Annotated in this window: 21 protein-coding genes and 2 tRNA genes; 7 read left to right on the top strand and 16 right to left on the bottom strand. The window is 37.4% G+C overall.

The features are described from left to right. Positions 1-5 precede the first annotated feature (5 nt). The 3 genes from B154_RS0116605 to B154_RS0116595 form a co-directional block, all read right to left on the bottom strand. Positions 6-923 carry a ParB/RepB/Spo0J family partition protein gene (locus tag B154_RS0116605; protein WP_018615388.1) on the bottom strand — a complete coding sequence of 306 codons (918 nt, stop codon included), beginning with the start codon at positions 921-923 and terminating at the stop codon, positions 6-8. A gap of 234 nt (positions 924-1,157) precedes the next feature. After that, positions 1,158-1,979, bottom strand: coding sequence for a ParA family protein (locus B154_RS0116600; protein WP_018615387.1), 822 nt, complete (start codon positions 1,977-1,979; stop codon positions 1,158-1,160). A 42-nt stretch (positions 1,980-2,021) separates the two neighbouring features. After that, entirely contained in the window at positions 2,022-2,702 is a 681-nt protein-coding gene (locus B154_RS0116595; RefSeq protein WP_018615386.1) for a metal-dependent hydrolase, read from the bottom strand. A 233-nt stretch (positions 2,703-2,935) separates the two neighbouring features. Here B154_RS0116595 and B154_RS0116590 point away from each other — a divergent pair, with 233 nt between their 5' ends. From B154_RS0116590 to B154_RS0116575, 4 genes are all read left to right on the top strand, one after another. After that, the gene (locus B154_RS0116590) at positions 2,936-4,186 is read left to right on the top strand and encodes a metallophosphoesterase (RefSeq protein ID WP_018615385.1); all 1,251 of its coding nucleotides are present in this window, start codon (positions 2,936-2,938) and stop codon (positions 4,184-4,186) included. A gap of 145 nt (positions 4,187-4,331) precedes the next feature. After that, positions 4,332-4,916, top strand: a complete 585-nt coding sequence (locus B154_RS0116585; protein ID WP_018615384.1) for a porin family protein — start codon at positions 4,332-4,334, stop codon at positions 4,914-4,916. 183 nt (positions 4,917-5,099) lie between these two features. Next, positions 5,100-7,502 carry an endopeptidase La gene (gene lon, locus B154_RS0116580; RefSeq protein WP_018615383.1) on the top strand — a complete coding sequence of 801 codons (2,403 nt, stop codon included), beginning with the start codon at positions 5,100-5,102 and terminating at the stop codon, positions 7,500-7,502. A 217-nt stretch (positions 7,503-7,719) separates the two neighbouring features. Next, a complete protein-coding gene (locus tag B154_RS0116575) occupies positions 7,720-8,202 on the top strand; it encodes a YkgJ family cysteine cluster protein (protein WP_018615382.1) in 483 nt (160 codons plus the stop codon). A 222-nt stretch (positions 8,203-8,424) separates the two neighbouring features. On the opposite strand, the gene B154_RS0116570 is transcribed toward B154_RS0116575, so the two are convergent. Further along, positions 8,425-10,017 (bottom strand): NAD(P)/FAD-dependent oxidoreductase, encoded by a 1,593-nt coding sequence (locus B154_RS0116570; protein ID WP_026260251.1) that lies wholly within the window; start codon positions 10,015-10,017, stop codon positions 8,425-8,427. A 116-nt stretch (positions 10,018-10,133) separates the two neighbouring features. Continuing rightward, entirely contained in the window at positions 10,134-10,514 is a 381-nt protein-coding gene (locus B154_RS0116565; RefSeq protein ID WP_018615380.1) for a DUF3127 domain-containing protein, read from the bottom strand. A gap of 1,029 nt (positions 10,515-11,543) precedes the next feature. Between B154_RS0116565 and dnaA the strand changes: the two genes are divergently transcribed. The 3 genes from dnaA (at position 11,544) to B154_RS0116545 (ending at position 13,402) form a co-directional block, all read left to right on the top strand. After that, positions 11,544-12,977: a chromosomal replication initiator protein DnaA gene (gene dnaA / locus B154_RS0116555; RefSeq protein WP_026260250.1), complete on the top strand. Its 1,434-nt coding sequence runs from the start codon at positions 11,544-11,546 to the stop codon at positions 12,975-12,977. A gap of 237 nt (positions 12,978-13,214) precedes the next feature. Next, positions 13,215-13,303, top strand: a tRNA-Ser gene (locus tag B154_RS0116550). 24 nt (positions 13,304-13,327) lie between these two features. Further along, a tRNA-Pro gene (locus tag B154_RS0116545) sits at positions 13,328-13,402 on the top strand. 551 nt (positions 13,403-13,953) lie between these two features. Here the strand turns inward: B154_RS0116545 and B154_RS0116540 are convergent. The 11 genes from B154_RS0116540 to B154_RS32495 form a co-directional block, all read right to left on the bottom strand. Next, positions 13,954-14,361 carry a ribosomal maturation YjgA family protein gene (locus tag B154_RS0116540; RefSeq protein WP_018615377.1) on the bottom strand — a complete coding sequence of 136 codons (408 nt, stop codon included), beginning with the start codon at positions 14,359-14,361 and terminating at the stop codon, positions 13,954-13,956. A 195-nt stretch (positions 14,362-14,556) separates the two neighbouring features. Beyond that, complete coding sequence (locus B154_RS0116535) at positions 14,557-16,086, bottom strand: ATP-binding protein (protein WP_245542611.1); 1,530 nt, start codon at positions 16,084-16,086, stop codon at positions 14,557-14,559. Positions 16,087-16,247: 161 nt separating this feature from the next. Continuing rightward, on the bottom strand, positions 16,248-17,384 hold the full coding sequence (locus tag B154_RS0116530; protein ID WP_018615375.1) for a FrrC, osmosensitive K+ channel histidine kinase: 1,137 nt from the start codon (positions 17,382-17,384) through the stop codon (positions 16,248-16,250). Next, the gene (locus tag B154_RS0116525) at positions 17,384-18,478 is read right to left on the bottom strand and encodes a porin (RefSeq protein WP_018615374.1); all 1,095 of its coding nucleotides are present in this window, start codon (positions 18,476-18,478) and stop codon (positions 17,384-17,386) included. The genes B154_RS0116530 and B154_RS0116525 overlap by 1 nt, the downstream gene beginning before the upstream one ends. A gap of 10 nt (positions 18,479-18,488) precedes the next feature. After that, complete coding sequence (locus B154_RS0116520) at positions 18,489-19,055, bottom strand: K(+)-transporting ATPase subunit C (protein ID WP_018615373.1); 567 nt, start codon at positions 19,053-19,055, stop codon at positions 18,489-18,491. A gap of 11 nt (positions 19,056-19,066) precedes the next feature. Beyond that, entirely contained in the window at positions 19,067-21,121 is a 2,055-nt protein-coding gene (kdpB, locus tag B154_RS0116515; RefSeq protein ID WP_018615372.1) for a potassium-transporting ATPase subunit KdpB, read from the bottom strand. A gap of 12 nt (positions 21,122-21,133) precedes the next feature. Beyond that, positions 21,134-22,834 carry a potassium-transporting ATPase subunit KdpA gene (gene kdpA, locus B154_RS0116510; RefSeq protein ID WP_018615371.1) on the bottom strand — a complete coding sequence of 567 codons (1,701 nt, stop codon included), beginning with the start codon at positions 22,832-22,834 and terminating at the stop codon, positions 21,134-21,136. Between the two features lie 17 nt (positions 22,835-22,851). Further along, entirely contained in the window at positions 22,852-22,929 is a 78-nt protein-coding gene (locus tag B154_RS31510) for a potassium-transporting ATPase subunit F (RefSeq protein WP_071595307.1), read from the bottom strand. 291 nt (positions 22,930-23,220) lie between these two features. After that, positions 23,221-23,415, bottom strand: coding sequence for a hypothetical protein (locus B154_RS32500; protein ID WP_157580825.1), 195 nt, complete (start codon positions 23,413-23,415; stop codon positions 23,221-23,223). A gap of 146 nt (positions 23,416-23,561) precedes the next feature. After that, on the bottom strand, positions 23,562-24,899 hold the full coding sequence (locus B154_RS0116490; protein WP_018615367.1) for a sigma-54-dependent transcriptional regulator: 1,338 nt from the start codon (positions 24,897-24,899) through the stop codon (positions 23,562-23,564). After that, positions 24,896-25,042, bottom strand: coding sequence for a hypothetical protein (locus B154_RS32495; RefSeq protein WP_018615366.1), 147 nt, complete (start codon positions 25,040-25,042; stop codon positions 24,896-24,898). The genes B154_RS0116490 and B154_RS32495 overlap by 4 nt, the downstream gene beginning before the upstream one ends. Positions 25,043-26,131 lie beyond the last annotated feature (1,089 nt).

Genomic DNA, 26,131 nt, shown 5'->3' with positions numbered 1-26,131 from the left:
ATCGCTTAGGTTGCAGGCACATTCATTTGCTCCAATATTTTATTTAGTTCCTGCAGCGAATAATAATCTATACTAATACTGCCAAAACCTTTTTTATTATGCGCCAGCTTTACCTTTGTCGCAAAATGAGAAGCTAAATTGTCTTCTATGCGTTTGTATGCGGGCGGAAGTGGCGACTTTACGGAAGTTTTAACAGTCTTATCCTCGTTCTTATACATTTGCCTTACCAATTCTTCTGTTTGGCGTACACTCAGTCCTTTTTCCTTTATTTCGTTATAAATAAAAAGCTGTTTATCAACAGTATCAACGTTTACAAGTGCTCTCGCATGACCCATACTCAAGCTTCCGTTGCGTACGGATAGCTGAATGTCGGGCGGAAGTTTTAACAGGCGAATATAATTAGTAACAGTACTTCGTTCTTTGCCCATCCTTTCTGCGACCTGCTCCTGTGTAAATTCCAGTTCTTCCATCATACGCTTGTAGCTAAGACCTACTTCAATTGCATTAAGGTCTTCACGTTGTAGGTTCTCTAGTAGTGCAAGCTCGAGCAACTGCTGATCATTAGCGTGGCGTACATATGCCGGAAGGTCTTTTAGGCCTGCAATTTTTGATGCCCTAAATCTTCTTTCTCCTGTTATTAATTGATAATTTCCATTCGGTAATTGTGAAACAGTAACCGGTTGAATGATATCGTGCAGTTTGATAGAAGCAGCAAGTTCGTTGAGTGACTGCTCATCAAAATCGCGGCGGGGTTGTTTAGGATTAATAACAATTTTATCAAGAGGAATACGGTTGATTCCTGTAACTGTTTCTACCACCGGTGCTTTTAATGTACCTGCTGTAGTTTTTAAATCTGAATCTATATTCTGTAGCAAGCTTCTGATGCCTTTTCCTAAAGCATCTTTTTTATTTGGCTGGTTCATTTTTTGTTCGTTTCTGGCCTTTTATCTGTAAAAGCTCTAAGGGTTATAGGTGTCGGGATGAGGTATATGAGCAGCACTTATTGTAGTTGCTTAATGGTTTTTAGTACAAGAGTGCGACGCAACCAGTGATTCGCAAAGTTATAAAGACAGGACTAAAAAATATAATTGAAATTGTAAAGAACTAACCAGTGTCTAAACCCTTTACCCTTTTCCTTTTGTCTTCGACGGCACTTACTACTCTTGCCTTTCGGCCTCCACATCCAACATTCTTTCTTCCTGTTTAATTTTTGTCAGGTCGTTTTTTTGTAAAATTTCTTTTGCAAGATTTAAATAATTAACCGCGCCTTTGCTGTCAGAGTCGTATAATATAACCGGCTTTCCAAAGCTCGGTGCTTCACTTAGCCTTGTATTTCTGTGAATAATCGTACTAAATACCATCTCATCAAAATGCCGTCTCACTTCACTAACAACCTGGTTGCACAATCTTAATCGTCCATCATACATTGTCATTAAAATCCCTTCGATCTGCAACTCAGGATTTAACCTGTTTTGCACTATTTTAATGGTATTTAAAAGTTTTCCTAAGCCTTCTAATGCAAAAAACTCGCATTGCACAGGTACGATAACACTGTCTGAAGCAACCAGCGCATTTACGGTAATCAGACCAAGAGAAGGCGAGCAATCAATTACTATAAAATCGTATTGATTTTTTACTGCAGCCAGTAAATGTTTCATTACATTCTCTCGATTCGGATAATTTATCATCTCTATTTCCGCGCCGACAAGATCGATATGAGAAGGAATGACATCAAGATAAGGGATGTCACTTTTTAAAATAACATCGTTTGCAGAAGTGTTGTTTACCATGCAATCATACAGGCTGCTGGTAACATTGTGCAGGTCGAAGCCAACACCGGTAGTACTGTTTGCCTGCGGATCTGCATCTACCAGCAGCGTTCTATATTCCAATACAGCAAAGCTTGCGGCCAGGTTAATGGCAGAGGTTGTTTTACCAACACCTCCTTTTTGATTTGCTACACCTATAATTCTGCCCATGTAAGTTTGTAGGTTTCTATATATTCTGTTAAAAATCTTTAATTATAATTCAATTGTTTGTCCAATTTCCGGCAATAGTAAGGTTTTTCCGGCAGCTCTAAAAGCTGAGCATGCTTTTTCTGTATCAATTTTAATAAATCCGAAAGTATTATAATGCACGCCTACCACAACATGGCATTTAACAAAATCAGCAGCAATAATGGCATCATCGACATTCATCGTAAAATTATCTCCAATAGGTAAAATACAAAAGTTAAGTTCTGCCCACCTGGGAATTAATTGCATATCAAGCGTGAGAGATGTATCGCCTGCATAATAAAAGTTCTCGTCTTCAAGAAAAAAAAGAAAACCCATCGGGTTTCCTCCATAAGAACCATCAGGCAAGGCGCTGCTATGTTGGGCAATTACACTTTTAACCTTTCCAAATTCAAAATGCCAGTTACCCCCAATGTTCATTGGATGCGTATTTTCAACACCTTGTTTTTTAAGCCATTCGGCAACTTCAAAACCACACACCACAGTTGCTCCTGTACGAGTGGCAATGCTTACACAATCGGCAATATGATCACTATGACCGTGAGAAACAAAAATATAATCAGCCTCAACCTTTTCAATATCAATATTATGTGCAAGTTCATTGGGAGTTATAAAAGGATCAAATAAAATGATTTTACCTTTTATTTCAACCGAAAAACATGAATGACCATAACTTGTTAAAAGCATAATTGTAGGTTTTTTAAAAAGTTGATGGGAGACACCCGATTACGTTTTTTTTAATTTGTAAACGGATCATGATAACGAATGCCTCTTTACTTTTTGCGTGGCAAAAATACAGCATCCCTGAACAAATATCTTTTTAAAAGGTTAATACCAGATTTTAAGTTTTCAACAACAATAACATCAAGTGTTATTAAGTACGCCTAAGTTTACATTTATTTTGTAAAAAAAACTTTAATATGCGAAACCGGAGCGGCTGGTGGATGATAATAATAGTAATGCTTCTACTTGATTTCTACGTTTTCCAGGTAATAAAAGCATTGACTTCAGGAGTTACGGAAAAATCAAAAATTACTATTTTTTCAATTTATTGGACACTTTCCATCTCAGCTATAGCTTTTCTGCTGTTACTGCCTTACTTTAACACGGATACCTGGCCTAAAAGTGTACGTAATTATCTTTTTGCAACATTTGTAGGTCTGTTTGTTGCCAAACTTCTGGCAGCAATATTTTTTGTTTTGGATGATGCCAGAAGAGCAATTACCTGGGTATTGAGTAAGGTCTTCCCGGAAACTGATACCGGAACTAATACAAATGCGGGATGGAATCTTAACCGATCTGCCTTTTTAAGTTGGTTAGGCATAGGGGTTGGTGGAAGTTTTTTGGGAACATTCATCTATGGCTTCAGTAACAAGTACAATTACCAGGTAAAAAAAATACAGCTTGCATATAAAAACCTTCCTAAAGGTTTTAAAGGGTTGAAAATTGTTCAGATCAGCGATATACACTCCGGTAGTTTTGGAGATAAGAAAGCTGTACAAAGAGGTGTTGACATGATTTTAGAAGAAGGTGCGGATTTAATTTTATTTACCGGTGATCTTGTAAATGACCAGGCCGACGAAATGTTGCATTACAAGGACGTTTTCAGTAAAATAAAAGCACCGATGGGGGTGTTCAGTACGCTTGGAAATCACGACTATGGAGACTATGTTAGCTGGCCTTCACCTACAGCCAAGAAGCAAAACCTTGAAAATTTAAAACAGGTGCACAAGCAAATGGGATGGCAGCTATTGATGAATGAGCATGTTGCACTGGAGAGAAACGGAGACAGCATCGCATTGCTTGGAATAGAAAACTGGAGTGCATTGGCAAGATTTCCAAAATATGGTAGAATGGATCTGGCATATGATGGAACGGAAAGATATCCCTTCAAAATCTTAATGAGCCACGATCCAACTCACTGGGATGCAGAAGTCCGTCCTAAATATAGTGACGTAGATCTTATGTTGTCAGGGCACACGCATGGAATGCAGTTTGGCCTTGAAACTCCTTTTTTTAGATGGAGCCCGGTGCAATGGGTATATAAACAATGGGCAGGATTGTACGAAGAAGGAAATCAAAAATTATATGTAAACAGGGGATATGGGTTTATCGGTTATCCGGGCAGGGTAGGGATATTACCTGAAATAACAGTAATTGAATTAGTGTAAGAAAAAGGCTCTCCATTAATACTAAAAACAACAATTATCTTTTTTTATTTGAATTTATTTTCTTTAACGAATATTTTTATTGAAGTGAAGTACAGTTAATTGTATTGGCATAACAATTGTCCTTCTGCTTGAAAAACAATGATATATGAAAAAAATCATCGCTTCAGCCATTCTTTTAATTGCTCTTGCGGGTGTTGCTAATGCTCAAACGTTTAGTATCGGCGGAAAAGCTGGTGCTAACCTGACAAAAATTACCGGAAAGGCTTTTAAGGAAGAATACAACCTTGGCTACCAGTTGGGTATATTTGCAGAAATTGATCTAAGCAAAAAATGGGGTATACAACCTGAATTGCTTTGGAACCAGGTGAATACTCATCGTGCATCAGGCACCAATCCAATATTGAACAACTGGCAAGACAGTACGGGTACTATTCAGCTAAGATATCTTACTATTCCAATTCTCTTACGTTATAATATCGGTAACCTGGTAACCTTACATCTTGGTCCTCAATTTGGCATATTAAGCAGCAAAGACAAAACTTTGTGGAATAATAGTAAGGAAGCATTTAAAAGCGGTGATTTTTCTATGGTAGGAGGGCTGCAGCTCAATTTGAAAACCTTTCGTGTTTATGGAAGATATGTTGTCGGCTTAAGCAACATTAACGATGTAGGCAACCAGGACAAATGGAAGAGCCAGCAATTACAGGTAGGTGTTGGTATAAGATTATAATTCAAAGTACTTCTTTAAAAAATGTGTTGCATTGTCCTTTGGGCAATGCTTTTTTTATGCTTTTTATATAGCTGTTAATATCACTTTTCAGCTATGGCATTAATATTGAACCATTGTATATTTGCAGGCTAACTATAAGAAAATATAAAGAGGCAATGACAATCTGTCCTCTAGAAATAAATTATGACTCAAAAGAACTTTTTTTTAGGCACAGACGATGACACTGATTTTATCCCGATAATTCCTTTGAATGAAAATGAAAACGACAGCGATAAAATAATTGATATTCCGGGTGATATTCCCGTTTTGCCGTTAAGAAACACTGTATTATTTCCAGGCGTGGTTTTGCCCATAACAGTGGGACGCGATAAAAGCATAAAGGCGGTAAATGATTCATATAAAGACAATAAGCTGATAGGTGTACTTGCACAAAAAGATAGCAGTATTGAAGATCCTGAGGCTAAAGATCTTTGTGAAATAGGCACTATTGCTAAAATAGTGAAACTTATTAAAATGCCTGATGGCGGCACAACCATTATTATACAGGGAAAAAAACGTTTTTCAATTGATGAGATAACAACAGATGACCCTTACTTTAAGGCAAGGGTAACATTGCTTGAAGAAGATGTTATTCCAAAAGATGAAGATTTTTCTGCTTACGTAAGCAATATTAAAGATTTGGCCGGCCAGATTGTTTCTATGTCTCCCAATCTTCCGACAGAAGCTTCCATTATTTTGAAAAACATAGAAAATCCTTCTTTTTTAATCAATTTTGTAAGCAGTAATCTCAACAGCGATCTTTCTGAAAAGCAGCGATTGCTCGAGATACATGATGTAAGACAAAGGTCTGAAGACCTTATGTACATTTTGCAAAAAGAACTTCAGTTTGCGGAACTTAAAAATAAGGTAACTAATAAAACGCGCACAGAACTTGATAAACAGCAACGCGAATATTTTTTGCAACAGCAGCTTAAAAGTATAAAGGAAGAATTAGGTGGAGATTTAAATGATAGAGAGCTGGCAGAAATGAAGAAAAAAGCAGAAGGCAAAAAATGGCCGCAGGCTGCAAAATCTTTATTTAAAAGTAACATAGAAAAGCTGGAACGAATGCATCCCAGCACCCCTGATTATTCCGTCGTGTATAACCATCTTGATCTATTGCTCGATTTACCATGGGAAGAATACACTCAAGACAGCTATGATCTTAAAAAGGCGAAGAAAGTTTTGGATAATGATCATTATGGCATGTCTAAAATAAAGGAAAGGATTTTAGAGTATCTGGCAGTTTTGAAATTGAAGGGTGATATGAAAAGCCCGATTCTTTGTTTTATTGGCCCCCCGGGCATTGGTAAAACTTCATTAGGAAGAAGCATAGCAAATGCAGTTAACAGAAAATATGTCCGTCTTAGCCTCGGTGGATTGCACGACGAAAGTGAATTGAGAGGGCACCGCAAGACTTATATTGGCGCAATGCCGGGCAGAATAATTCAAAGCATTCGTAAAATAAAAACAAGTAACCCAGTAATTATTCTTGACGAAATTGATAAGGTTGGAAACGATCATCGTGGCGATCCAAGTAGTGCTTTGTTAGAAATTCTTGATCCTGAACAAAACCATACTTTTTACGACAACTACCTGGAGTTGGAATATGATCTTAGCAAAGTATTGTTTATTGCAACAGCAAATAATATAAACCAGATACAACCAGCGTTAAGAGACAGGTTAGAAATTATTGATCTAAGCGGTTACGCTATTGAAGAAAAAGTTGAAATAGCAAAAAGGCACCTTATTCCTAAACAACTGGAAGCACATGGTTTAAAAGTTGGCAGTTTTAAAATAACCGATAAAGTGCTTGAGAAAATGATTGAAAGCTATACGCGGGAAAGTGGTGTTCGTGAACTTGACCGGCAACTGGCATCCATAATGCGTTTCCAGGCAAAGGAAATGGCAGTAAAGGGAAAGGTAAAGTCAAGTCTTACACTGGAGGATATAGAAAAAATCTTAGGTCCCCATCGCTATAGCAATGAAATTTATAAAACTATTAATATTCCGGGGGTAGCGGTGGGACTGGCATGGACTTATGTCGGTGGTGATATTTTATTTATCGAAACCCTATTGAGCGAGGGCAAAGGGAATTTGCAACTTACAGGTAATCTTGGTAATGTTATGAAGGAAAGCGCTTCAACAGCTCTTACCTTTTTACAGGCCAATGCTGAGAAATATAAAATTGATCCCGAATTATTTCAGAAGAGAAATATTCATGTTCATGTGCCCGAGGGTGCAGTACCGAAGGACGGGCCAAGTGCCGGTATTACCATGTTCACTTCTTTAGCAAGCGCTTTTTCAGGGCGAAAAGTAAAGCCTTTTTTGGCAATGACCGGTGAAATAACGCTACGCGGACAGGTTTTACCCGTTGGTGGAATTAAAGAAAAAGTGTTAGCGGCTAAGCGTGCAGGTTTAAAAGAAATCATTTTATGTTCTCAAAATGAAAAAGATGTAAATGAAATTGATAGCGGTTTTATAAAAGGTATTACTTTTCATTATGTAAAAAACATGCAGCAGGTACTCGATTTAGCTCTTTTGTAAATCTGAATGACTAATTATTTTATTTTGAAATAATTAGGCTGGAATTTTATTAATGCATGCATCAAAGCCTCTTTATTGAGGCTTTGATTTTTACAGCCTGCAGTAGTTTGTTTCTCTATGCCTTTACAGCTGTAGTTTAATGTTAACAAGGAATATTAACTATTACTGAAGTAATCGCATATCTATTAAAAATTATCTTTGAAGTTTTATCGGCATTATGAGTGTAGGCAACATACCGGGTTGGGAAAAGCGTTCAGCAGAACATCAAAAACAATACAAACAGTTTTTGCAACGAGCTGATAAAAACAAAACTTTAAAACAGCTTCCTGGTTTTCATGAAGAAGCTTTTGACAAAATTGATTGTCTCCAATGTGGTAATTGTTGTAAAAATTATTCTCCCCGTTTTAAAACGACAGATATAAAGCGTATCAGCAAGCATTTGAAGATGAAAGAAGGGGACTTTATTGAAACTTACCTTCGCCTTGATTCCGATGGGGACTATGTTGCTAAAAGTGCTCCATGCCCTTTTTTAGGAAAAGACAATTATTGCAGTATCTACGAAGAACGTCCCGGGGACTGCGCGCGTTATCCCTATACAAATGAAGATGTTTTTTTAAAAAGACCCCAACTCACTCAAAAAAATTCAACTGTTTGTCCCATCGCACATTATGTTCTCGAAAAACTAATTGCTTCTAAATAAGTTCCTCATACTTTAACTAGAGACTAAATCTACGTTATAACTGCGGTTTTGGTGAAGGCGGACAATTGATTTATGCTCAAATTTATCCAAAAGCTATCCAAAACTTTTCACTATTAGTCTTTACCCGTTCAGCATGGCTAAACAAACAAAAAGCCTGATAGGGACTTTGCTTAAGATAAAAAATATTATTATTCTATCTAATACTTTATTTCTTTTTGTGTCTTACTGTTTAACAGCAATTATAGCAGCTACCCTTTCTCCATCCATAGCTGCACTTACAATACCTCCCGCATAACCTGCCCCTTCTCCACAGGGATACAAGTTTTTTACTTGTGGATGTTGTAAAGAGATTTCATCTCTGGGAATACGAACCGGAGACGAAGTACGACTTTCAGTGGCTACAACTACAGCTTCATTTGTAAAATATCCTTTCATTTTTTTTCCAAATGATTTAAAACCTTCCTGTAAGCTGTGGTAAATAAAAGGAGGTAAAGTACTACGCAAATCATTGCTGCTGATACCTGGTAAGTAGCTGCAAAGAGGTAAAGAGGCTGAAAGTTTATTGTTGCAGAAATCAACCAAACGCTGCGCAGGTGCTACGAATTTTCCACCGCCTGCCTTGTAGGCTTTTTTCTCCACCATCTCCTGGAAGTGCATCATACTTAAGGGAGAATTAATGGTAGTTTTTTTCTCATTCATATAATCCTTATAATCCTTTACATCGGCTACATCCTTGGCCTGGCAGGTGACCACAATACCACTGTTTGCAAAGGGATTGTTCCGTTTACTTGGACTCCATCCATTCACAACTAACTCTTCCGCCTTTGTTGAAGCCGGTGCTATAATTCCACCTGGACACATACAGAAACTGAATACTCCTTTGTCTTCAACCTGCTGTACTAATGAATAAGAAGCAGGTGGCAAAAATTCATCCCTGCTACTGCAGTGATATTGAATACTATCAATAATACTTTGTGGATGTTCAATACGTACCCCTAATGCAAAAGGCTTAGGTTCTATTAAAATGTTTTTATGGAAAAGCAAGGTAAAAATGTCTCTTGCAGAATGTCCGGTCGCCAATATGAAGGACTCTCCTTCAAATGCATGACCATCTGAAGTAATTACACGCTGTATGCTATTATTTTTTATATCAAAATCAACTACTTTTTTATTAAATAAAAACTGACCTCCATATGCAATAATGCATTCTCTTATAGCAGTAACAATGTTGGGTAATTTATTAGTGCCAATATGTGGATGAGATTCGTATAGAATCTTTTCATCTGCCCCAAATTGAACAAAAAGGTTTAAGATCCGATTAATGTCTCCCCGCTTGCTGCTTCTTGTATACAATTTGCCATCGCTATATGTGCCCGCACCCCCTTCGCCGAAGCAGTAGTTACTATCCTCGTTTATAATGCCTTCCTTATTCAACGCTGCCAGGTCTCTTCTTCGTGCCCTTACATCTTTGCCTCTTTCTAAAATAATAGGTTGTATACCTTTTTCAATTAATTTTAATGCAGCAAAAAGACCTGCCGGTCCTGCACCGATTATAATTACTTTTCTATTGGCCTTTTTAACATCTGTAAATTCAACCTTTTTAACTTCTCTTTCTACGAATGGTTCATTAATAAAAGCTTTAACCGACAGATTGATAAATGGCTGTATGCCTCTTGCATCTATAGAACTTTTAAGTAAATTGTAACCTGTAACATCGGTTATTTTTTTGCCTGTTGCTTTTGCTATGTATTGTATTACAATATTTTCATTTGCGGCCTCAGATGGCAGCACCTTAACGGATATTTGTTGTTGCATTAGCCCATGCCCTGGGGACTTAAATAAAATTAAAGAATAACATTATTAATTATTATTACTGCTAGTTATAGCCTCACAATTAATTTGAGCAAACCCGTTGTTGGGTCAAGGTAATATTAAAACGGCAAATCATCCACATTGTCTGTGGGAGGTATATCGTTATAGTTTACATCCTGACCCTGGGTAGGGTTACTATTCTGACTCAACTTTAAGCTTTCCATTCGCCATGCGTCAAGATTAGTAATATAATTTGTTCGGCCGTCTTTTTCCCACCGTGTGCCTTTTATATTAAACTGTACTTTTACCTCATCACCTATATTAAATTTGTCAGGCATTGCTGTTTTATCCTGAATGCATTGAAATTTTACATAATTTGTAAATGTTCTTCCATTACTTTCTTCTGAACTTTCGATTACAAATTCTCTTGTTTTAAAGTTTTCATTTCTTTGTACAATATCAAATCGCACAATTAATTTTCCGGTTATTTCGTAAGCCATTATTCTTAATTATTTAAACAAAAGTATCATTTTAAAAATACTTCTGTTATAAAAACCTACCGCAATAGATATTTTTCACTTCTCATTCCGGGAGGCATCATGCTATAGCTATGACTGTTTTGATTATTACCAGGTGCAGGTATAAAAAAAGTGTAATGGCTATAAACTTGTTCACTTCCATTTAATACATACTCTAAAATTACTCTTAACTATAGGAAGAGTAATAGGCGAAATAATTTAAAATAATACAGCAGAAAAAAAATTTTTATTTATGAAAGAAGAGTCTTTTCTGACAAACTTTTTTATTATTTTTAATTTCGATTGAAGCAATGGTTGTACTTCATCTAACTCCAATGCAATCTTATTGCTTAAAATTTAAATCCAAAGATTCAATTCCTTGTATTAAATCCAATTCTGCTGTAAAAAATTGTAGTTTTTGTTTTAGCCCTGTTAAAATTATTGTTAGTAGCAATTATAAAAGCAGGGGTGACTGGAATTAATTTGAGTAAAAAGCTTTCAAAAAATATAAAAATGTGTTTACGCTGGTTCGAAAGATTTAGTGAATACAGCAACGAAAACAGCTTTAAATAAAGCGACCTTCAGACCTGGTTACAGGCCGTGGCGATTAAGCCTTCTATTAGAGATAAATTGTAAAGCATAAGATGTTTACACATTATTTTTAAAAAACTTTTAGAAGAATATGATCAGGTGCCAAGAGCATAAAATATAATGATATCTAAGAATCAACAGCATTGATAAACAATCATTTGTGCAAGAACTTTAAGCTGTTTGACAATTTAGATAATTAGGATAAAGTATGTTTTTAATAAGAGAAAAAAAAATTTTTTTGCGAAAGCTAATAGCTGCATGTAATACAAAAAAAACACACTTTTAAAAATTTTTTTTTAAATAATAAAGTTTGATATTCGCCATCCTTCCAAATTATTTTGTACACATTATGTTAGCAAAAAATGATTGGAAATTAATTTTTAATATCCTTAACTAAATAAAAAAACCTTAATGATCAATATGGCCAAAACTGCTGATATAGTTTGGAGCAATTGCTTAAAAATTATTAAGGACATAGTAGAATGGCAACATTATAAAACATGGTTTGAACCCATTAAACCGGTAGAATTAAAAGGCAACGTATTATTAATACAAGTACCCAGTCAGTTTTTTTATGAGTACCTTGAGGAACACTATGTAAATCTCTTAGCTAAAACGCTTAAAAGAGAATTAGGAAAAGATGCAAGGCTTGAATATAGAATTATGGTTGACAGCGGTAATAGCAGCAATAAACCACTGACTATGGACGTACCTGCAAATAATATAAAGACTTATTCTAATAATGAAATGGACTTTCCGCTTGTTATAAACAATCCGGTTAAAAATCCCTTTGTTATTCCTGGCCTCAAAAAAATGCAAATTGATCCGCAGCTCAATCCTATTTATACTTTCGACTCTTATATAGAAGGAGATTGCAATCGTGTGGCGCGTCGTGCAGGTAAGACAGTGGCGGAGAAGCCGGGAGCTAATTCTTTTAACCCCTTGGTGGTATATGGCGGTGTAGGGTTAGGCAAAACCCATCTTGCGCAAGCTATAGGTAATGAGGTCAAGCGGATGCATCCCCACAAAGTGGTATTATATGTAAGCTCAGAAAAATTTATCAACCAGTTTCAGGATCACAGCCGTAATAATGCAATAAATGATTTTATACATTTCTACCAGCTAATTGATGTTTTGATAATAGATGACGTTCAGTTTTTTAACCGTGCCGAAAGAAGCCAGGATGCGTTTTTTGCTATATTCAATCATCTTCATCAGTCGGGCAAGCAACTGGTATTGTCATCTGATAAGCCCCCGAAGGATTTAGACGGGTTGCAGGAAAGATTGCTTAGCAGATTTCGATGGGGTTTAAGTGCAGATCTTCAAATGCCGGACTACGACACGCGAATAGAGATACTGGACCGTAAGATGAAGAACGACGGGCTCGACATGCCTCGTGAAGTTGTAAAGTATGTATCGTACAATATAAACAGCAATATTCGTGAACTGGAAGGAGCATTAATCTCACTACTGGCGCAATCATCTTTAAACAAAAGAGAAATTGATCTTGACCTGGCAAAAAAAGTGCTTAGAAATTTTGTAAAGACAAGCAGCAAAGAAATTACTATCGATACTATTCAAAAAATGGTGTGCGAATTTTTCGATGTTCCATATGATAAGCTATTGCAGAAGACCCGTAAGCGCGAGATTGTGCAGGCAAGACAAATCAGCATGTATCTTGCTAAAGCTTTCACTAAAAACTCATTAAAGACTATTGGAGAGCATTTTGGTGGTCGCGACCATACCACTGTTATTCATAGTTGCCAAACGGTAAAAGATTTGATGGATACCGACAGTCTATTCAAAGAAAATGTAATGGAACTGCAACAAAAAGTACAATTAGCGGCTATGTAAACTAACCATGAAATAATTAATTGTCCCAGGCTATAAAGGTCTGGGATTTTTTTTGCCATATATTTAAAAATAATTATTTGACAACTGGGGTATTGTACGCTTCAGCTTCAATATTCTAAACAAATTTTTATGCATAAATATGTATTTGAAAAAAGATTTTGAAAAAGATCGCTTGCAATTTTGAAAGTAATTATAAATACCCTTATTTTTGCCACCCGTTTAAAAAAGGAAGTTGTTGGTGAGGTGCCTGAGAGGCCGAAAGGAACGGTTTGCTAAACCGTCGTACGGGTTAAACTGTACCGAGGGTTCGAATCCCTCCCTCACCGCTTCACCGGTTTACTTTTGGGTTTCGGGGCGTAGCGTAGCCCGGTTATCGCGCCTGCTTTGGGAGCAGGAGGTCGCAAGTTCGAATCTTGCCGCCCCGACTAATTATCAAGGGCTTATGAAGCACAACTTCATAAGCCCTTTTTCATTTGCACACAATTTGCACAAAATTTCGTGTATAACTAATAGAAAATATGTTATTCTTTAACGCCTTGGTTATGGAGTATAATGTATTTTTTGATTCTAAAGGCAATTACGGCAGAGCTATATTGATAGAATACAAGCCCCTGACGAACAAAATCTGGAATATTTTATTATCTATTCTTTGTATTAGTATTAAAACTTAATACTTGGGAGGGGCGTGTTTCTTATTCTGGCTCTGATAATAATTTGTCAGTGCATGCATTCTCCTTCTCTAACTTAAAAGTATGGTCAGTTATGCACCCCGTAACTCTGCACCCCCAAGGAGCGGGTTAAGCACTAGTGGTTATATTCTTGGGAATGTCAACTTACGACTGTAAGGAGGAGACCTGCTTTAGCCCTATGATGATATCTGTAAGTCAATTTAGGAGTTGGAGAATTATTCGCGACTCGCAGGCAATAAACATTTTTAAGCTTCTCTTAATAAAAAGGTGTAACTGTTTATATATTTTTAACCCTGTCTTTGCGAGGATAGCTCTGGCTTTCTTATTCCTGTTACTCGCAACTTTTCAACAATCAATACAAACAATATCCCTAAAGTATATGCAATTATATCGCACCAGGCAAACGAACTTCCTAAAATAAGCTTTGCTGCTTTTGATTTTTCCAAACCGATAAATTTTATAAATTTAAAGTGCTGGGAAACTTCTATTGAATATGAAAATAGCAGCACCCACAGGGCAGTTTTGTTAACAGCTCCATTCCAGAAACTCCTTATAAAACAGTAGATAAAAATTACAACAAGAAAATCACCAAAATATGGACGTACGAAGCTATCATTAATAAAAACCGCAATAATGATTTCCACAACAAATAATACGATTGCAATAAAAAAATACCAAGGGTCAAACTTTACCACTGTTAACAGTTTTTGCTTTTAGATTGAACAATTGAGAGTAGCAGTAAATTAAGTTAAAGAAGATGAAATTAACCTCTTAAAAGTTGTAAATCGTTATAATATTTAATAAAATTTATATTATTGCTTAGTACACGCAGGTGGAATGATCTTCATTTGGTTGACCAAGAGTTAGGATTTGTGAAATAGCTAACTGTCTTAGTTAACTGGCAGTTGGAAGCTAAAAACAGATCCTTGGCCTATCTCACTTTCTACCCAAATCTTTCCTTTTTGAGCTTCGACAAATTCTTTTGAAATAGCCAAGCCTAAGCCCGTGCCTTTTTCTTTCGAACCTGGAACCTGGAAATATCTTTCAAACAATCTCGGTATATATTCTTTGTCTATACCTGGACCATAATCTTTGACAGAGAAAATAATGTTTCCATTTTGCTTTGAAGCTTTCACTTCAACAGAGTTGTTGGTAAAAGAATATTTTATTGCATTGGTGAGGAGATTGTTTAAGATCCAAATTGTCTTATCTGCATCTGCTTCTATTACTGGTAAATCTTTATCAGATAAGTTTTTTATTACGACTTCCTTTTCTTTTGCATTACCCGCAACTGCTTCGATAGCGCTTTCAATAATATCACCAGGGTTCACCTTACTAATGTTCAACTGTATTCTTCCCGCTTCTACTTGTGACATATTCAATAGTTCGCTTAAGATTGTAAGCATTCGCTGGTTATCGTGTTTAAGGCTTTCAATTAATTCTTTTTGTTCTGCGGATAATTGCCCAGTTCTCTTATCTTCCAACAATTTCAGACTGAGGTCAGAAGATGCCAATGGAGTCTTTAACTCATGAGATATAGTGGCAATGAAATTTGTTTTAGCTACATCTAGCTCTTTGAATGAAGTGATATTTTTTAAAACAATTACTTTGTTTTTAGCTTCTCCCTGTGCTACTTCAATAATCTCTTTTACAAAATAGTTCTCTCTGTTCTCAACCACTATTTTAAACGGTGTTGTTGTCTCTTTATCAATCAAAAAACTAAATAAGTCATTTTTCTTTTTTATATCCTCAACCGGTTTGCCTACTACTTCTTCTGAATGTAAGCCTAAAAGTTGTAACGCCTGGTAGTTTGCAAACAACACAATATTATTTTTATCAATTCCTATACTTGCATCTTTCAAGCTATTGATTACTGCCTCAGCACGGCTTTTCTCAAACATTAGCTTATTCAGATTACTGCTTTCAAAATATTGTAGTCGTTCTGCCATTTCATTGAAAGCATCGGCGAGTTTTCCGAATTCATCCTTATTAGTAATATGAATACGGTGGTTATAGTTTTTGTGGGCAATTTCTTTTATGGCTTCAGCTAATCGATTGATTGGATCGGTAACGACAGATGGGAAGTTTACAATAAAAGTAAAAGCAATTAGAAAAACAATACAACCAAGTGCTATGATCATAGAGAGTGCATTATCGGCAGTTCTCTCTGCAATCTTACTCTTCCTATGAATGGCTTGCATATTCAGGAGGAGAATAGATTGTATTACAGTTTCTGTTGAGCGGATGTTTTCTTTACTCGTATCACCAGCCTTTAGTTTATTAAAATTGCTTCTTAATTCAGCAGTAACCCTATCCTCTCTAGCTTCTGTTATATTGTTTTCCTGTTTTACTAATGCATCTTCAAAGATTTTGAGTGATTGTTTATTTGCTACCTGAGGGGTATTTAATTGTTGCTGCATTTTATGACAGTAAGAGAGACTTTCATAATTGGCCTTTAAAACATTTTTTCCTTCCTTCTTCAGCTTTGCTACATAAAAAATACCTACTCCGGCGGTTACTAATAGCAGGAGAAACAGGAATAATGTACCGAGCCATATTTTCTTTTTTACACTTATGGCCATTATGATAAAATAACAATATCAATATTGTTTTTAGAAAGTGTCTTCAACAACTGGTTAAACACGCTGGTTCGTAAAATTACCTGGAAGAGGTTGAGATGCGGTTTTCCTAAGCACAAGGTTGTTATTGCTTTTTCATTTACTGTTTCAATAATAATCTTTGCAATGTTGTCACCCTTCTTTTGAATAACTTCTGCACCTAATTCTGCTGCGTTCTTAAAGTTGTTTAATAAATGTCTTTGTGCTGCTAAAGGTATCTTATCGGCAGCTTCTTTTGTCGTTTGAACATATAAAACATACCACTTGCTATTGTAATATGAGGCAAGCCTGGCTGTTTTACGGATTATTTTTTGGGCTATTTCATGATTGGATGAAACGCAGGCTAAAAAACGTTCGTGCCGGAACGCAGTTTGCTTTGCTGTTATCTGGTAGTCAACTTTTCTTTCGACCTGTCCTGCAACTTCTTTTAATGCAAGTTCTCTTAGCTGCAGTATTTTGTCAGGTTGAAAGAAGTTAACCAATGCTTGCTGCACTTTTGCGTGATCATAAATCTTTCCTGCTTTTAATCTTGAAATTAACTCATCGCCCGTTAAATCAATGTTGACTACTTCATCTGCAATCTGCAACATTTTATCAGGTATCCTTTCCTTTACCTCTATACCCGTAATCTCTTTTACATCTTCATTGATACTTTCAATGTGCTGAATATTGACTGCTGAGATAACATTAATACCAGCGTCCAGTACGTCCAATACGTCCTGCCATCTTTTTTCATTCTTACTTCCAGGTATATTTGTATGCGCTAATTCATCAATAAGAACTACTTCCGGCTGTAGCAACAAGATTGCCTGTACATCTAATTCTTCCAGACGTTTGCCTTTGTAAAAGACTTCACGTCGAGGAATGATTGGCAAACCTTCGGTTAATGCCTGTGTTTCCTTTCTTCCATGCGTTTCAATGTAGCCAATCTTGACGTTAACACCACTTTCCATTAATGCATGAGCCTCTTGCAACATCCGGTATGTCTTACCCACACCCGCACTCATTCCCAAATATATTTTGAGCTTGCCACGACTCTCCGTCTTAGCCAATTTTAAAAACTGCTCAACCCTTTTTTCCCTGTCGTTTATCTCTTCCATTAAAATGTAAGTGCAAGTGAAGTTGTAATTGCCGTATTGTTACTTTCAGGGTTTGTTTCCTTGGTAAATATCTTGTCCTTGCTATGTAATATTCTTATTTCTGTTCGCCATAGAAAGTTACCGTTAATTGTTCTATCAATATTCAGGGAAGCCCCAAAAGTTCTAAATCCATTTGGTGTGTTTGTTACAATGATAACGCTATTTTTATCGTTATAATACTCTCCTCTTAAAGCAATGGCCCAGGAAGTAGTTGGCATAAACCGCAAAATGCATGCTGATCCGTACCAAGTATTGAAGCTATTGCTTCCTATAAACTTCTGCTCCTGCCCAAGGTCAAGATCAACGATCCATCCCCATTTCTCGCTTAATTGAAAGATGCCATATAGATTATGAAAATGCCGCCATCGCCTTGCACTATCCGGTTTGTCGGTTCCGAAAAAGGTACTGTAATTGATGGTTGTTTTAGCTGTAGGTTTGTATTGCAACTGTGTGCCCCAGCTCATAAGCGAATTGCCAGCGGCTCTTTGTATGCGTTGCCAACCATTAAGTACCAGCACACTAATCAGCCATTTACCACTATCAGTTGTGTACGTGATTTTAGCGCCTCCTTCAAAATAAGGTGAGTTATCAGCGATAATGCTTCTTGTTAATATCCAGCATTCCGGAGAATGTGCCGATTCAAAACCAATGTGCGATGGCAAAATTCCTGCATCAATCCACAGATTCTTCTTTTTTGAAAGCTTTACTCCAGCATTGGCTTCATAAATGTTTTTTAGTACACCCGGTTCAGCAGCATAATTTGCATTCATGTAGGTGCCTGATGCCAATGCAATATTGGCTCTTGTGTTCTCCGTATTGTACTTTCCTTTTACGTAAGCGAGGTTGATGTTAAACTCATTGTGTCGGTTATGACTGTAAAAGAAAAAGGGCCGGGTGTTATTTGGAGGTTTATTAAAATCATAACTGTAATAGGCCTCTAAAAAACCACTAAATGATAAAGGGTTGGTTGTTTGGGACTGCTTGTATTTGGTTGTATCCTGTGCTATAACAAAAGTTCGAATTAAGATACCCACGCCTACCAAAATCTCTTTCATTTTTATTCTTTTATTTTTTCATTTTGTCCAAATTGATATTTAGTTTCAACACATTTACTCTTTCTGTTCCAAATAATCCGAATAATGGATCATCAATATGTTTTGTGACTAACTCCTTAAGGTTTTGCTCCGGAATATTTCTTGCGACTGCAACTCTTTTCACCTGTACATACGCGCCCTGTACAGAAATGTGGGGATCAAGCCCGGATCCTGATGCGGTCACCAGGTCAGAAGGAATTTCTTTTTTTTGAATGCCGGGATTATGAACTAAAAATGTATCAATTCTGTCCTCAACCGTTTTTAAATAACCAGGATTAGTAGGTCCTTTATTACTGCCCCCTGAACCGTCCGCATGATAATCGACTGCTGAAGGACGGCTCGAGAAGTATTTGTCGTCGGTAAATTTTTGTCCCAACAATTTCCAGCCAACAGTTCTGTTATGTGCAGTTGCCGTTTCACCTTTTCCTTTACCCGGTGCTGCCTGCGCAGTCAACCAGACGATTAAAGTATAACCTCCCATAAAAAACACCATGCAAACAATTGTCAATCGTATTGCGGGTAGAATATTTTGTTTCATTGTTTTTGATTTTAAAACCAGATCGATACTAATAAATCAATCAGTTTAATTCCAATAAAAGGAACGATGACTCCGCCAAAGCCGTAGATCAACAGATTTCTTCTAAGTAAAGCGCTTGCTCCAATTGGCTTATATGCTACCCCCTTTAATGCCAATGGAATTAAAAGGGGTATTATGATAGCATTAAAAATTACTGCAGAAAGAATAGCACTTTCGGGGCTATGAAGGTTCATGATATTCAAAGCCTGCAAACTTGGAATAGATGCAATAAACAAGGCCGGAACAATAGCAAAATATTTGGCAACATCGTTGGCGATTGAGAAAGTCGTCAAGGTGCCTCTTGTCATTAAAAGTTGTTTGCCTATCTCAACAATCTCGATCAATTTGGTAGGGTCGTTTTCCAGGTCAACCATATTGCTTGCTTCTTTCGCTGCCTGTGTGCCGCTGTTCATGGCAACTCCAACATCTGCCTGCGCAAGGGCAGGAGCATCGTTTGTTCCATCGCCCATCATAGCCACCAGTTTTCCACCCTGTTGCTCTTTGCGGATGTAATTCATTTTGTCTTCGGGCTTTGCTTCTGCAATGAAGTCGTCAACGCCAGCTTTTTCAGCAATGTATTTTGCTGTGAGCGGATTATCACCCGTGACCATAACTGTTTTTACTCCCATTCGGCGGAGGCGTTCAAACCGTTGCTGTATCCCCGGCTTGATTATATCCTGCAATTCAACCACACCTTTTGCCTCATTGTTTACGCACACTAACAACGGCGTTCCGCCATTTTGTGCAATCAACTTTACTTTTTCCTCAGTTTCTACTGGTATGCCATTGCCATTTTTTGAAACGATATTCCAAATCGCATCGAATGCACCTTTGCGAATCTTCGTTCCATTAGGCAGATCAACACCGCTACTTCTTGTTTCTGCTGTGAATCTGATGAACCGCATGTTTGATGTATCGGCAAAAGGCTTTACTCCGTTTGATGCGGCTAATTCAACAATTGATTTCCCTTCAGGTGTTTCGTCTGCAAGTGAACTCAACACCACCATCTCCACAAATTCACTTTCTTTTATACCAATAGCAGGATAAAAATTAGTGGCCTTGCGATTACCGATGGTTATTGTTCCTGTCTTGTCTAATAATAATGTATCGATATCTCCGGCAGTTTCAACCGCCTTCCCACTCTTGGTAATTACATTAGCTCTTAAAGCCCTGTCCATCCCTGCAATGCCTATAGCAGATAATAAAGCGCCTATGGTTGTTGGAATGAGGCAGACAAACAAAGAGATGAACGCACCAATGGTAATTGGAGTGTTTGCATAATCGCCAAATGGTTTTAGTGTTACACAAACAATTATAAACACCAATGTGAATGCGGCCAATAGAATCGTCAGTGCAATTTCATTTGGCGTTTTTTGCCTGCTTGCTCCTTCAACCAATGCAATCATCTTATCTAAGAATGTTTCGCCAGGTTGCGTAGTAACTTTCACTTCTATCCTGTCAGATAAAACTTTTGTTCCGCCTGTAACCGATGATTTGTCTCCGCCTGCTTCACGAATAACGGGAGCACTTTCACCTGTAATTGCACTCTCATCAATGGTGGCAATTCCTTTAATAATTTCTCCATCCATGGGAATAATATCGCCGGCCTCACACAAAAAATGATCGCCTAATTCCAGTTTTGATGATGGAACAATATGCACCTCATTTACATACATTTCTCCAACAGGAAATATTTTTTTAGCTGGAGTGTCTTCCCTTGCTTTTCGTAAACTATCCGCTTGTGCTTTTCCTCTTGCTTCTGCAATGCCTTCAGCAAAATTGGCAAACAGCAATGTAATAAAAAGGACCCCCGTGATAATAATGTTGTAAGCTAAGCTTCCCTGGGAAGTTTCACCAGTAGCAATCCATCCAATGACACAAGCCATCACCAATGTTCCAACCCATACGGTAAACATTACAGGATTGCGAAACTGGACAACCGGGTTTAATTTTTTAAAGGACTGTTTGACAGCCTCTTTTACCAGTTCAGTTTCAAATAATTTATTTTTTCTTCTATGTACTGACATAATCAATTCGTTTTATTTCATTCCAAAATGTTCTGCAATTGGTCCAAGGGTTAATGCCGGGAAAAATGATAAAGCGGCAACAATAATTATCACTGCAAACACCATGATTCCAAATGTGCCTGTATCTGTCTTTAGCGTACCTGCACTTTCAGGGATGAATTTTTTGTGGGCCAAGATTCCTGCAATGGCGACAGGGCCTATTATCGGTAAAAATCTTGCAACTAACATCACAGTTCCGCAGGCGATATTCCAGAATGGAGTATTGTCACCCAATCCTTCAAAACCACTTCCGTTGTTGGCAGATGAAGAAGTGAACTCGTAAAGCATTTCACTGAAACCGTGGTTACCGGGATTATTTAACCACCCGGAGTAGGCATCGGGATTATGAGCATAGAGGTACGATGCCAAAGCCGTTCCCGAAAGAATTAATAACGGATGAAGCAGTGCAATGATGGAGGCGATCTTCATTTCTTTTGCTTCTATTTTCTTTCCTAAAAATTCAGGGGTTCGTCCTACCATCAACCCGCTGATGAAGACTGCAATAATGATGAAAACGTAAAAGTTGAGATAGCCTACGCCAACACCCCCATAGAAGGAATTGACCATCATGCCCAGCAAAGCGCTCATGCCAGCGAGGGGGGTAAAGCTGTCGTGCATGGCATTTACGGAACCGTTTGAGGTAACAGTGGTAGTTACTTCCCAATAGGCCGATGCCGCCGGACCAAAACGGACTTCTTTTCCTTCCATGCTTCCTAATGGTTGAGAAATACCGATCCTGCTGATCATTGGATTACCATGCATTTCATTATAAACAGCGTTGAACAGTAAGAATAGGAATCCAAGCGTCATTACACCGACCACCATCCATGCAAACCTTCGCCTTTTAATAATGTATCCTAAAGCAAACACCATTGCAATTGGAATAAGGATGATACTAATGTTCTCTACTATATTGGTGAAATAATTGGGGTTCTCTAAGGGATGCGCAGCGTTTGAACCATAATACCCGCCTCCGTTTGTTCCTAATTGTTTAATAGCGATCATAGCAGCAGCGGGACCGCGGCTTACGTGCACAGTGTCACCCTGCAAAGAAATATATTGAGCTTTGCCTTCAAAATTCATGGGAGTGCCGTTAAACACAAGCATCAATGCAACTACAATGGCCATCGGCAACAATATTCTTGTACACGATTTGATGAAGAAGTTGTAAAAATTTCCAAGGTTTTCTGTGGTTCTTTCTTTCATTGCAATGAACACGGTCGCACAGGCAGCCATACCTGCCGCGGCACTAATGAATTGAAAAAGCATTAGCGTTAGCTGTCCTAAATAGGACACACCTGTTTCACCAGAATAGTGCTGTAGGTTGGTGTTGCTGACAAAGCTTACAGTGGTATTGAAAGCAAGATCCGCTGACATAGATGGATTGTCATCAGGATTTAGAGGCAGCCATCCCATATTCATTAATATGAGCATAGATAAAATGAACCATACCAGATTAATGGTAAGCAATGCCGCCAAATGCTGCTTCCAGTTCATTTCATTAATAGGATTGATACCTCCTAGTTTGAAAAATATTTTGTCTAATGGATGTAAGATGTTATCGAGCCAGGTTTTTTCTCCTTCATACACTTTACCGATATAGCGTCCGATCGGAATAGCCAGCGCAAGGGTAAATGCATACATGAAGATGATACCTGCAATTTCTGTGGTCATGATTACTTGTATTAGATTTAGAATTTTTCGGGTTTTATCAATACATAACATAAATAGAAAAAAACCATGATTGCGATAATGAATAATAGTGTCATACTTTAGATTTTTTCGAACCAATCAATGAATTTGAAAAAGAGCCAGAAGGCAACGAGGCCGGCAACAATCAGTATCAGCGTTTGCATGATAAAATTTGTTAGTGAGTGAATAATTTGATTTTCAGAAACACAATGAAAAGGAGACTTATAGCTATTAACCAGGCTAAAACAATCCCAAACACATCTCTTATATTTCTTTGTTTTGCCATTACTTAAAGTTTGTGCTTGTTGCTGACAATAACTATGAGCAACATCAACAGCAGTCATGCTACCCGTCACCTGGTACACTTTTCAATGTAGCCATCCCAACTTGTAATAAGCTGTCCACGAGAAGGCGAGAAGGATTGCCACGATGATGAACACAATCAGCAATTGTTTCCATGTCGGTGCTTCGTCTCCATATGGATTGTTCGGTATGTTTTCGTCCTGTGCCATGAAAAGTCTGTTAATTGATATTTTCATTTCCGTTATAATGCCAAATGACATGCCTTAATAGGAAAGAAGATGGGCGGATCACGCAGAAAGGACTGAAAGTCACATCGTTAAATACTTTTTTGTTTTATACGAGCAGAATGGCTATAAAAAAAACCTTTCAAAATGAAAGGGTACATTTTCAAATCGGAAAGGTTTAGCTATTTGGATATCTTGTATTCTTCCATCTTTCTGTAAAGTGTTGTCAAACCAATATTAAGCAAACGCGCAGCTTCTGTCTTGTTGCCTTTTGCAAAATCCAATACTTTTTGAATATGTTGTTTTTCCATCACTGATATGTCAAAGACATTTATTGAACTTTGCGAATTGCTTTGAATATCATACGGTAATACTTCTGCTGTCAGTTGGTTACTTTCCTCTAATATCACTGCCCTTTCAATGATATTTTTTAATTCGCGGATGTTTCCTTTCCATGCATGCTCTAACAATAGTTTCAACGATTCTTTTTCAATCCTTCTGATCTTCTTGTTCATTTTCGAAGCGAAAAATTTTGTGTAATATTCAGCAAGTAATAAAATATCCTCTTTTCTTTCCCGAAGGGGTGGAAGGGTGATACTAAAAACATTGAGCCTGTAATAAAAGTCTTCGCGAAACCTGCCTTCCTTCACTTCTTCTTGTAGATTTTTGTTCGTAGCAGCAATAATACGAACACTTACCTTTGTCGATTTTGTATCTCCTACTTTAATAAACTCACCTGTCTCTAATACCCGCAATAATTTACTTTGTAAGTCAACAGGCATTTCACCAATTTCATCTAAAAACAAGGTGCCTTCATTTGCTTCTTCCATCAAGCCTTTTTTATCCTTTACTGCCCCTGTAAATGCGCCAGCTTTATGTCCAAACAACTCACTTTCCAATAGTTCTTTAGTAAAGGCACTGCAGTTAAGTGCAACGAATGCCTTGTTCGCTTTTGTGCTTGCATTGTGAATGGCCTGGGCAAACACTTCCTTGCCTGTTCCTGTTTCTCCTAACAGCAAAACGGTAGCATCAGTGGGAGCTACTTTTTTAGCTAACTCTATCGCAGCTTTTATTTGTTTTGATTGGCCGATAATGCTTTCAAAACTGTATTTCTTCCCTACCAGGTTTTCTAACTGGAGTACTCTCTTTTGCAACTGCACTTTTTCCACTGCCTTACTTAATAATGGAATGACTTTATCATTATCGTCACCTTTTGTAATGTAGTCAAAAGCGCCGTTCTTCATTGCCTGGATACCATCAGGAATGTTACCATAAGCAGTAAGCAGGATAATTTCAATAAACGGGTGTTTTTGCTTTACTTCAGTTACAAAGTCAACCCCGTTGCCATCGGGCAGTTTTACGTCACAAAGCACAACGTCGGGGTCTTCTGCTTCAATCGCCTTGTGTGCAGCTTTCAGGTTTCCAACTTCAGTTATAACATAGCCTTCCAGTTTCAGCAGTCGTGCTAAAAGGCTTCTTAGCTTTTCTTCATCGTCTATAAGCAAGATTTTTCCTGTCATGCAAGAACAAAAATGGCTACTTCTACTGTAAAAAGTACTATCAGCCTTTGATGAAAATGGTCTTTGGCATCTTTTTCACCTGTTATAAACGAAAAGATGAGGGTATTCTTTTCTCTATTTTTATTTCCATATTTATTTATCATAGATAAAGTAAAATTTGTTAAATAAACATTAAAAACTATTTTATCCTCTTTAAAATTTTTATCATTTAAATGCGATTCTAAGGAGCACTTCTCACTAAACTAGCTAGTCAGAGCATAAGTGAATAACACAATAAAGAAGAATGTGGTTATAACAGAAAACACTTAATAACCGGCAACGATTAATAGTTATTTATTAATTTCTCTCTTAATTCCTTTAAAATCAGTGATAACAATTTTTGCGGCGTTTTTATCAACTTTCATTTTTCTTGAAGATTGGGATAAGAATGTAGAGCCATAGTAAAATTCTATCCTTCTTTTTTTGTTATCGTTGTAAATTATATCTGCACAAAAATCATTTTCACCCAGATTGATCCATTTGCCTCTTTCCTGCTGACCGCCTTTGCTGTACACCTGCAGGCTATCCTGGTTTTGAGTAACTACTGTCACGTCCTCATTTTTTGCCGTATGGATCGTGGCTAATCCTTTAGCGTCACCTTTTACAAAAAAACCACTTTTAGCTATTGGCATACTGCTGAAGTTGCCTTTGCCATCACCTTTCATACACAAGCCCATAAAGGCATCATGCCTTCCGCTGCCCGGCTCCATTCCAAAGTCATTACCTACCATTAGCAGGTCGAGGTTTCCATCTTCATCCACATCTTCACTTGCCATTCCATACACCGGTGCCGTCTGTGCTTCTATTGGTAATGGCGTTATTACAAATTTGCCATTGCCTTTATTTTCTATATAACTGGTATTGACATCAACAGCTCTCATCGTTACAGCATTTTCCTTATCTTTTTCTGTCCACAAATCATCCATCGAAGCTTTTCCAAATGATTGATAGGTAGGAAATCGCTTTCTCATCGAAATCATCTGGCTCACCATGTCTTCCCTCGCATGCATCGGGAAAGGCTTNCTGGTGCTGTCTTCAGCCATTAAATAGCAAAAGAGCATGGGGTCAACCAAACCATTATTATCNAGGTCTTTTGCATAAATGGTCATGGGTTCGGCAGGCGAGCCTTTAAAGTTGGAATTAAGGCCAAGGTTACCTGCTACATAATCAATATCGCCATCATTATCAAAGTC

The sequence above is a fragment of the Segetibacter koreensis DSM 18137 genome (assembly GCF_000374045.1).
GTDB lineage: Bacteria > Bacteroidota > Bacteroidia > Chitinophagales > Chitinophagaceae > Segetibacter > Segetibacter koreensis.
Note: the sequence above shows the minus strand (reverse complement) of the source record. Positions and strands in the feature narration are given on the sequence as shown.

Coding starts and splice junctions, on each gene's coding strand:
- B154_RS0116605 (WP_018615388.1), bottom strand. CDS start 923: ATGAACCAGCCAAATAAAAAAGATGCTTTAGGAAAAGGCATCAGAAGC.
- B154_RS0116600 (WP_018615387.1), bottom strand. CDS start 1,979: ATGGGCAGAATTATAGGTGTAGCAAATCAAAAAGGAGGTGTTGGTAAA.
- B154_RS0116595 (WP_018615386.1), bottom strand. CDS start 2,702: ATGCTTTTAACAAGTTATGGTCATTCATGTTTTTCGGTTGAAATAAAA.
- B154_RS0116590 (WP_018615385.1), top strand. CDS start 2,936: ATGCGAAACCGGAGCGGCTGGTGGATGATAATAATAGTAATGCTTCTA.
- B154_RS0116585 (WP_018615384.1), top strand. CDS start 4,332: ATGAAAAAAATCATCGCTTCAGCCATTCTTTTAATTGCTCTTGCGGGT.
- lon (WP_018615383.1), top strand. CDS start 5,100: ATGACTCAAAAGAACTTTTTTTTAGGCACAGACGATGACACTGATTTT.
- B154_RS0116575 (WP_018615382.1), top strand. CDS start 7,720: ATGAGTGTAGGCAACATACCGGGTTGGGAAAAGCGTTCAGCAGAACAT.
- B154_RS0116570 (WP_026260251.1), bottom strand. CDS start 10,017: ATGCAACAACAAATATCCGTTAAGGTGCTGCCATCTGAGGCCGCAAAT.
- B154_RS0116565 (WP_018615380.1), bottom strand. CDS start 10,514: ATGGCTTACGAAATAACCGGAAAATTAATTGTGCGATTTGATATTGTA.
- dnaA (WP_026260250.1), top strand. CDS start 11,544: ATGGCCAAAACTGCTGATATAGTTTGGAGCAATTGCTTAAAAATTATT.
- B154_RS0116535 (WP_245542611.1), bottom strand. CDS start 16,086: ATGCAGCAACAATTAAATACCCCTCAGGTAGCAAATAAACAATCACTC.
- B154_RS0116530 (WP_018615375.1), bottom strand. CDS start 17,384: ATGGAAGAGATAAACGACAGGGAAAAAAGGGTTGAGCAGTTTTTAAAA.
- B154_RS0116525 (WP_018615374.1), bottom strand. CDS start 18,478: ATGAAAGAGATTTTGGTAGGCGTGGGTATCTTAATTCGAACTTTTGTT.
- B154_RS0116520 (WP_018615373.1), bottom strand. CDS start 19,055: ATGAAACAAAATATTCTACCCGCAATACGATTGACAATTGTTTGCATG.
- kdpB (WP_018615372.1), bottom strand. CDS start 21,121: ATGTCAGTACATAGAAGAAAAAATAAATTATTTGAAACTGAACTGGTA.
- kdpA (WP_018615371.1), bottom strand. CDS start 22,834: ATGACCACAGAAATTGCAGGTATCATCTTCATGTATGCATTTACCCTT.
- B154_RS31510 (WP_071595307.1), bottom strand. CDS start 22,929: ATGACACTATTATTCATTATCGCAATCATGGTTTTTTTCTATTTATGT.
- B154_RS32500 (WP_157580825.1), bottom strand. CDS start 23,415: ATGTCATTTGGCATTATAACGGAAATGAAAATATCAATTAACAGACTT.
- B154_RS0116490 (WP_018615367.1), bottom strand. CDS start 24,899: ATGACAGGAAAAATCTTGCTTATAGACGATGAAGAAAAGCTAAGAAGC.
- B154_RS32495 (WP_018615366.1), bottom strand. CDS start 25,042: ATGATAAATAAATATGGAAATAAAAATAGAGAAAAGAATACCCTCATC.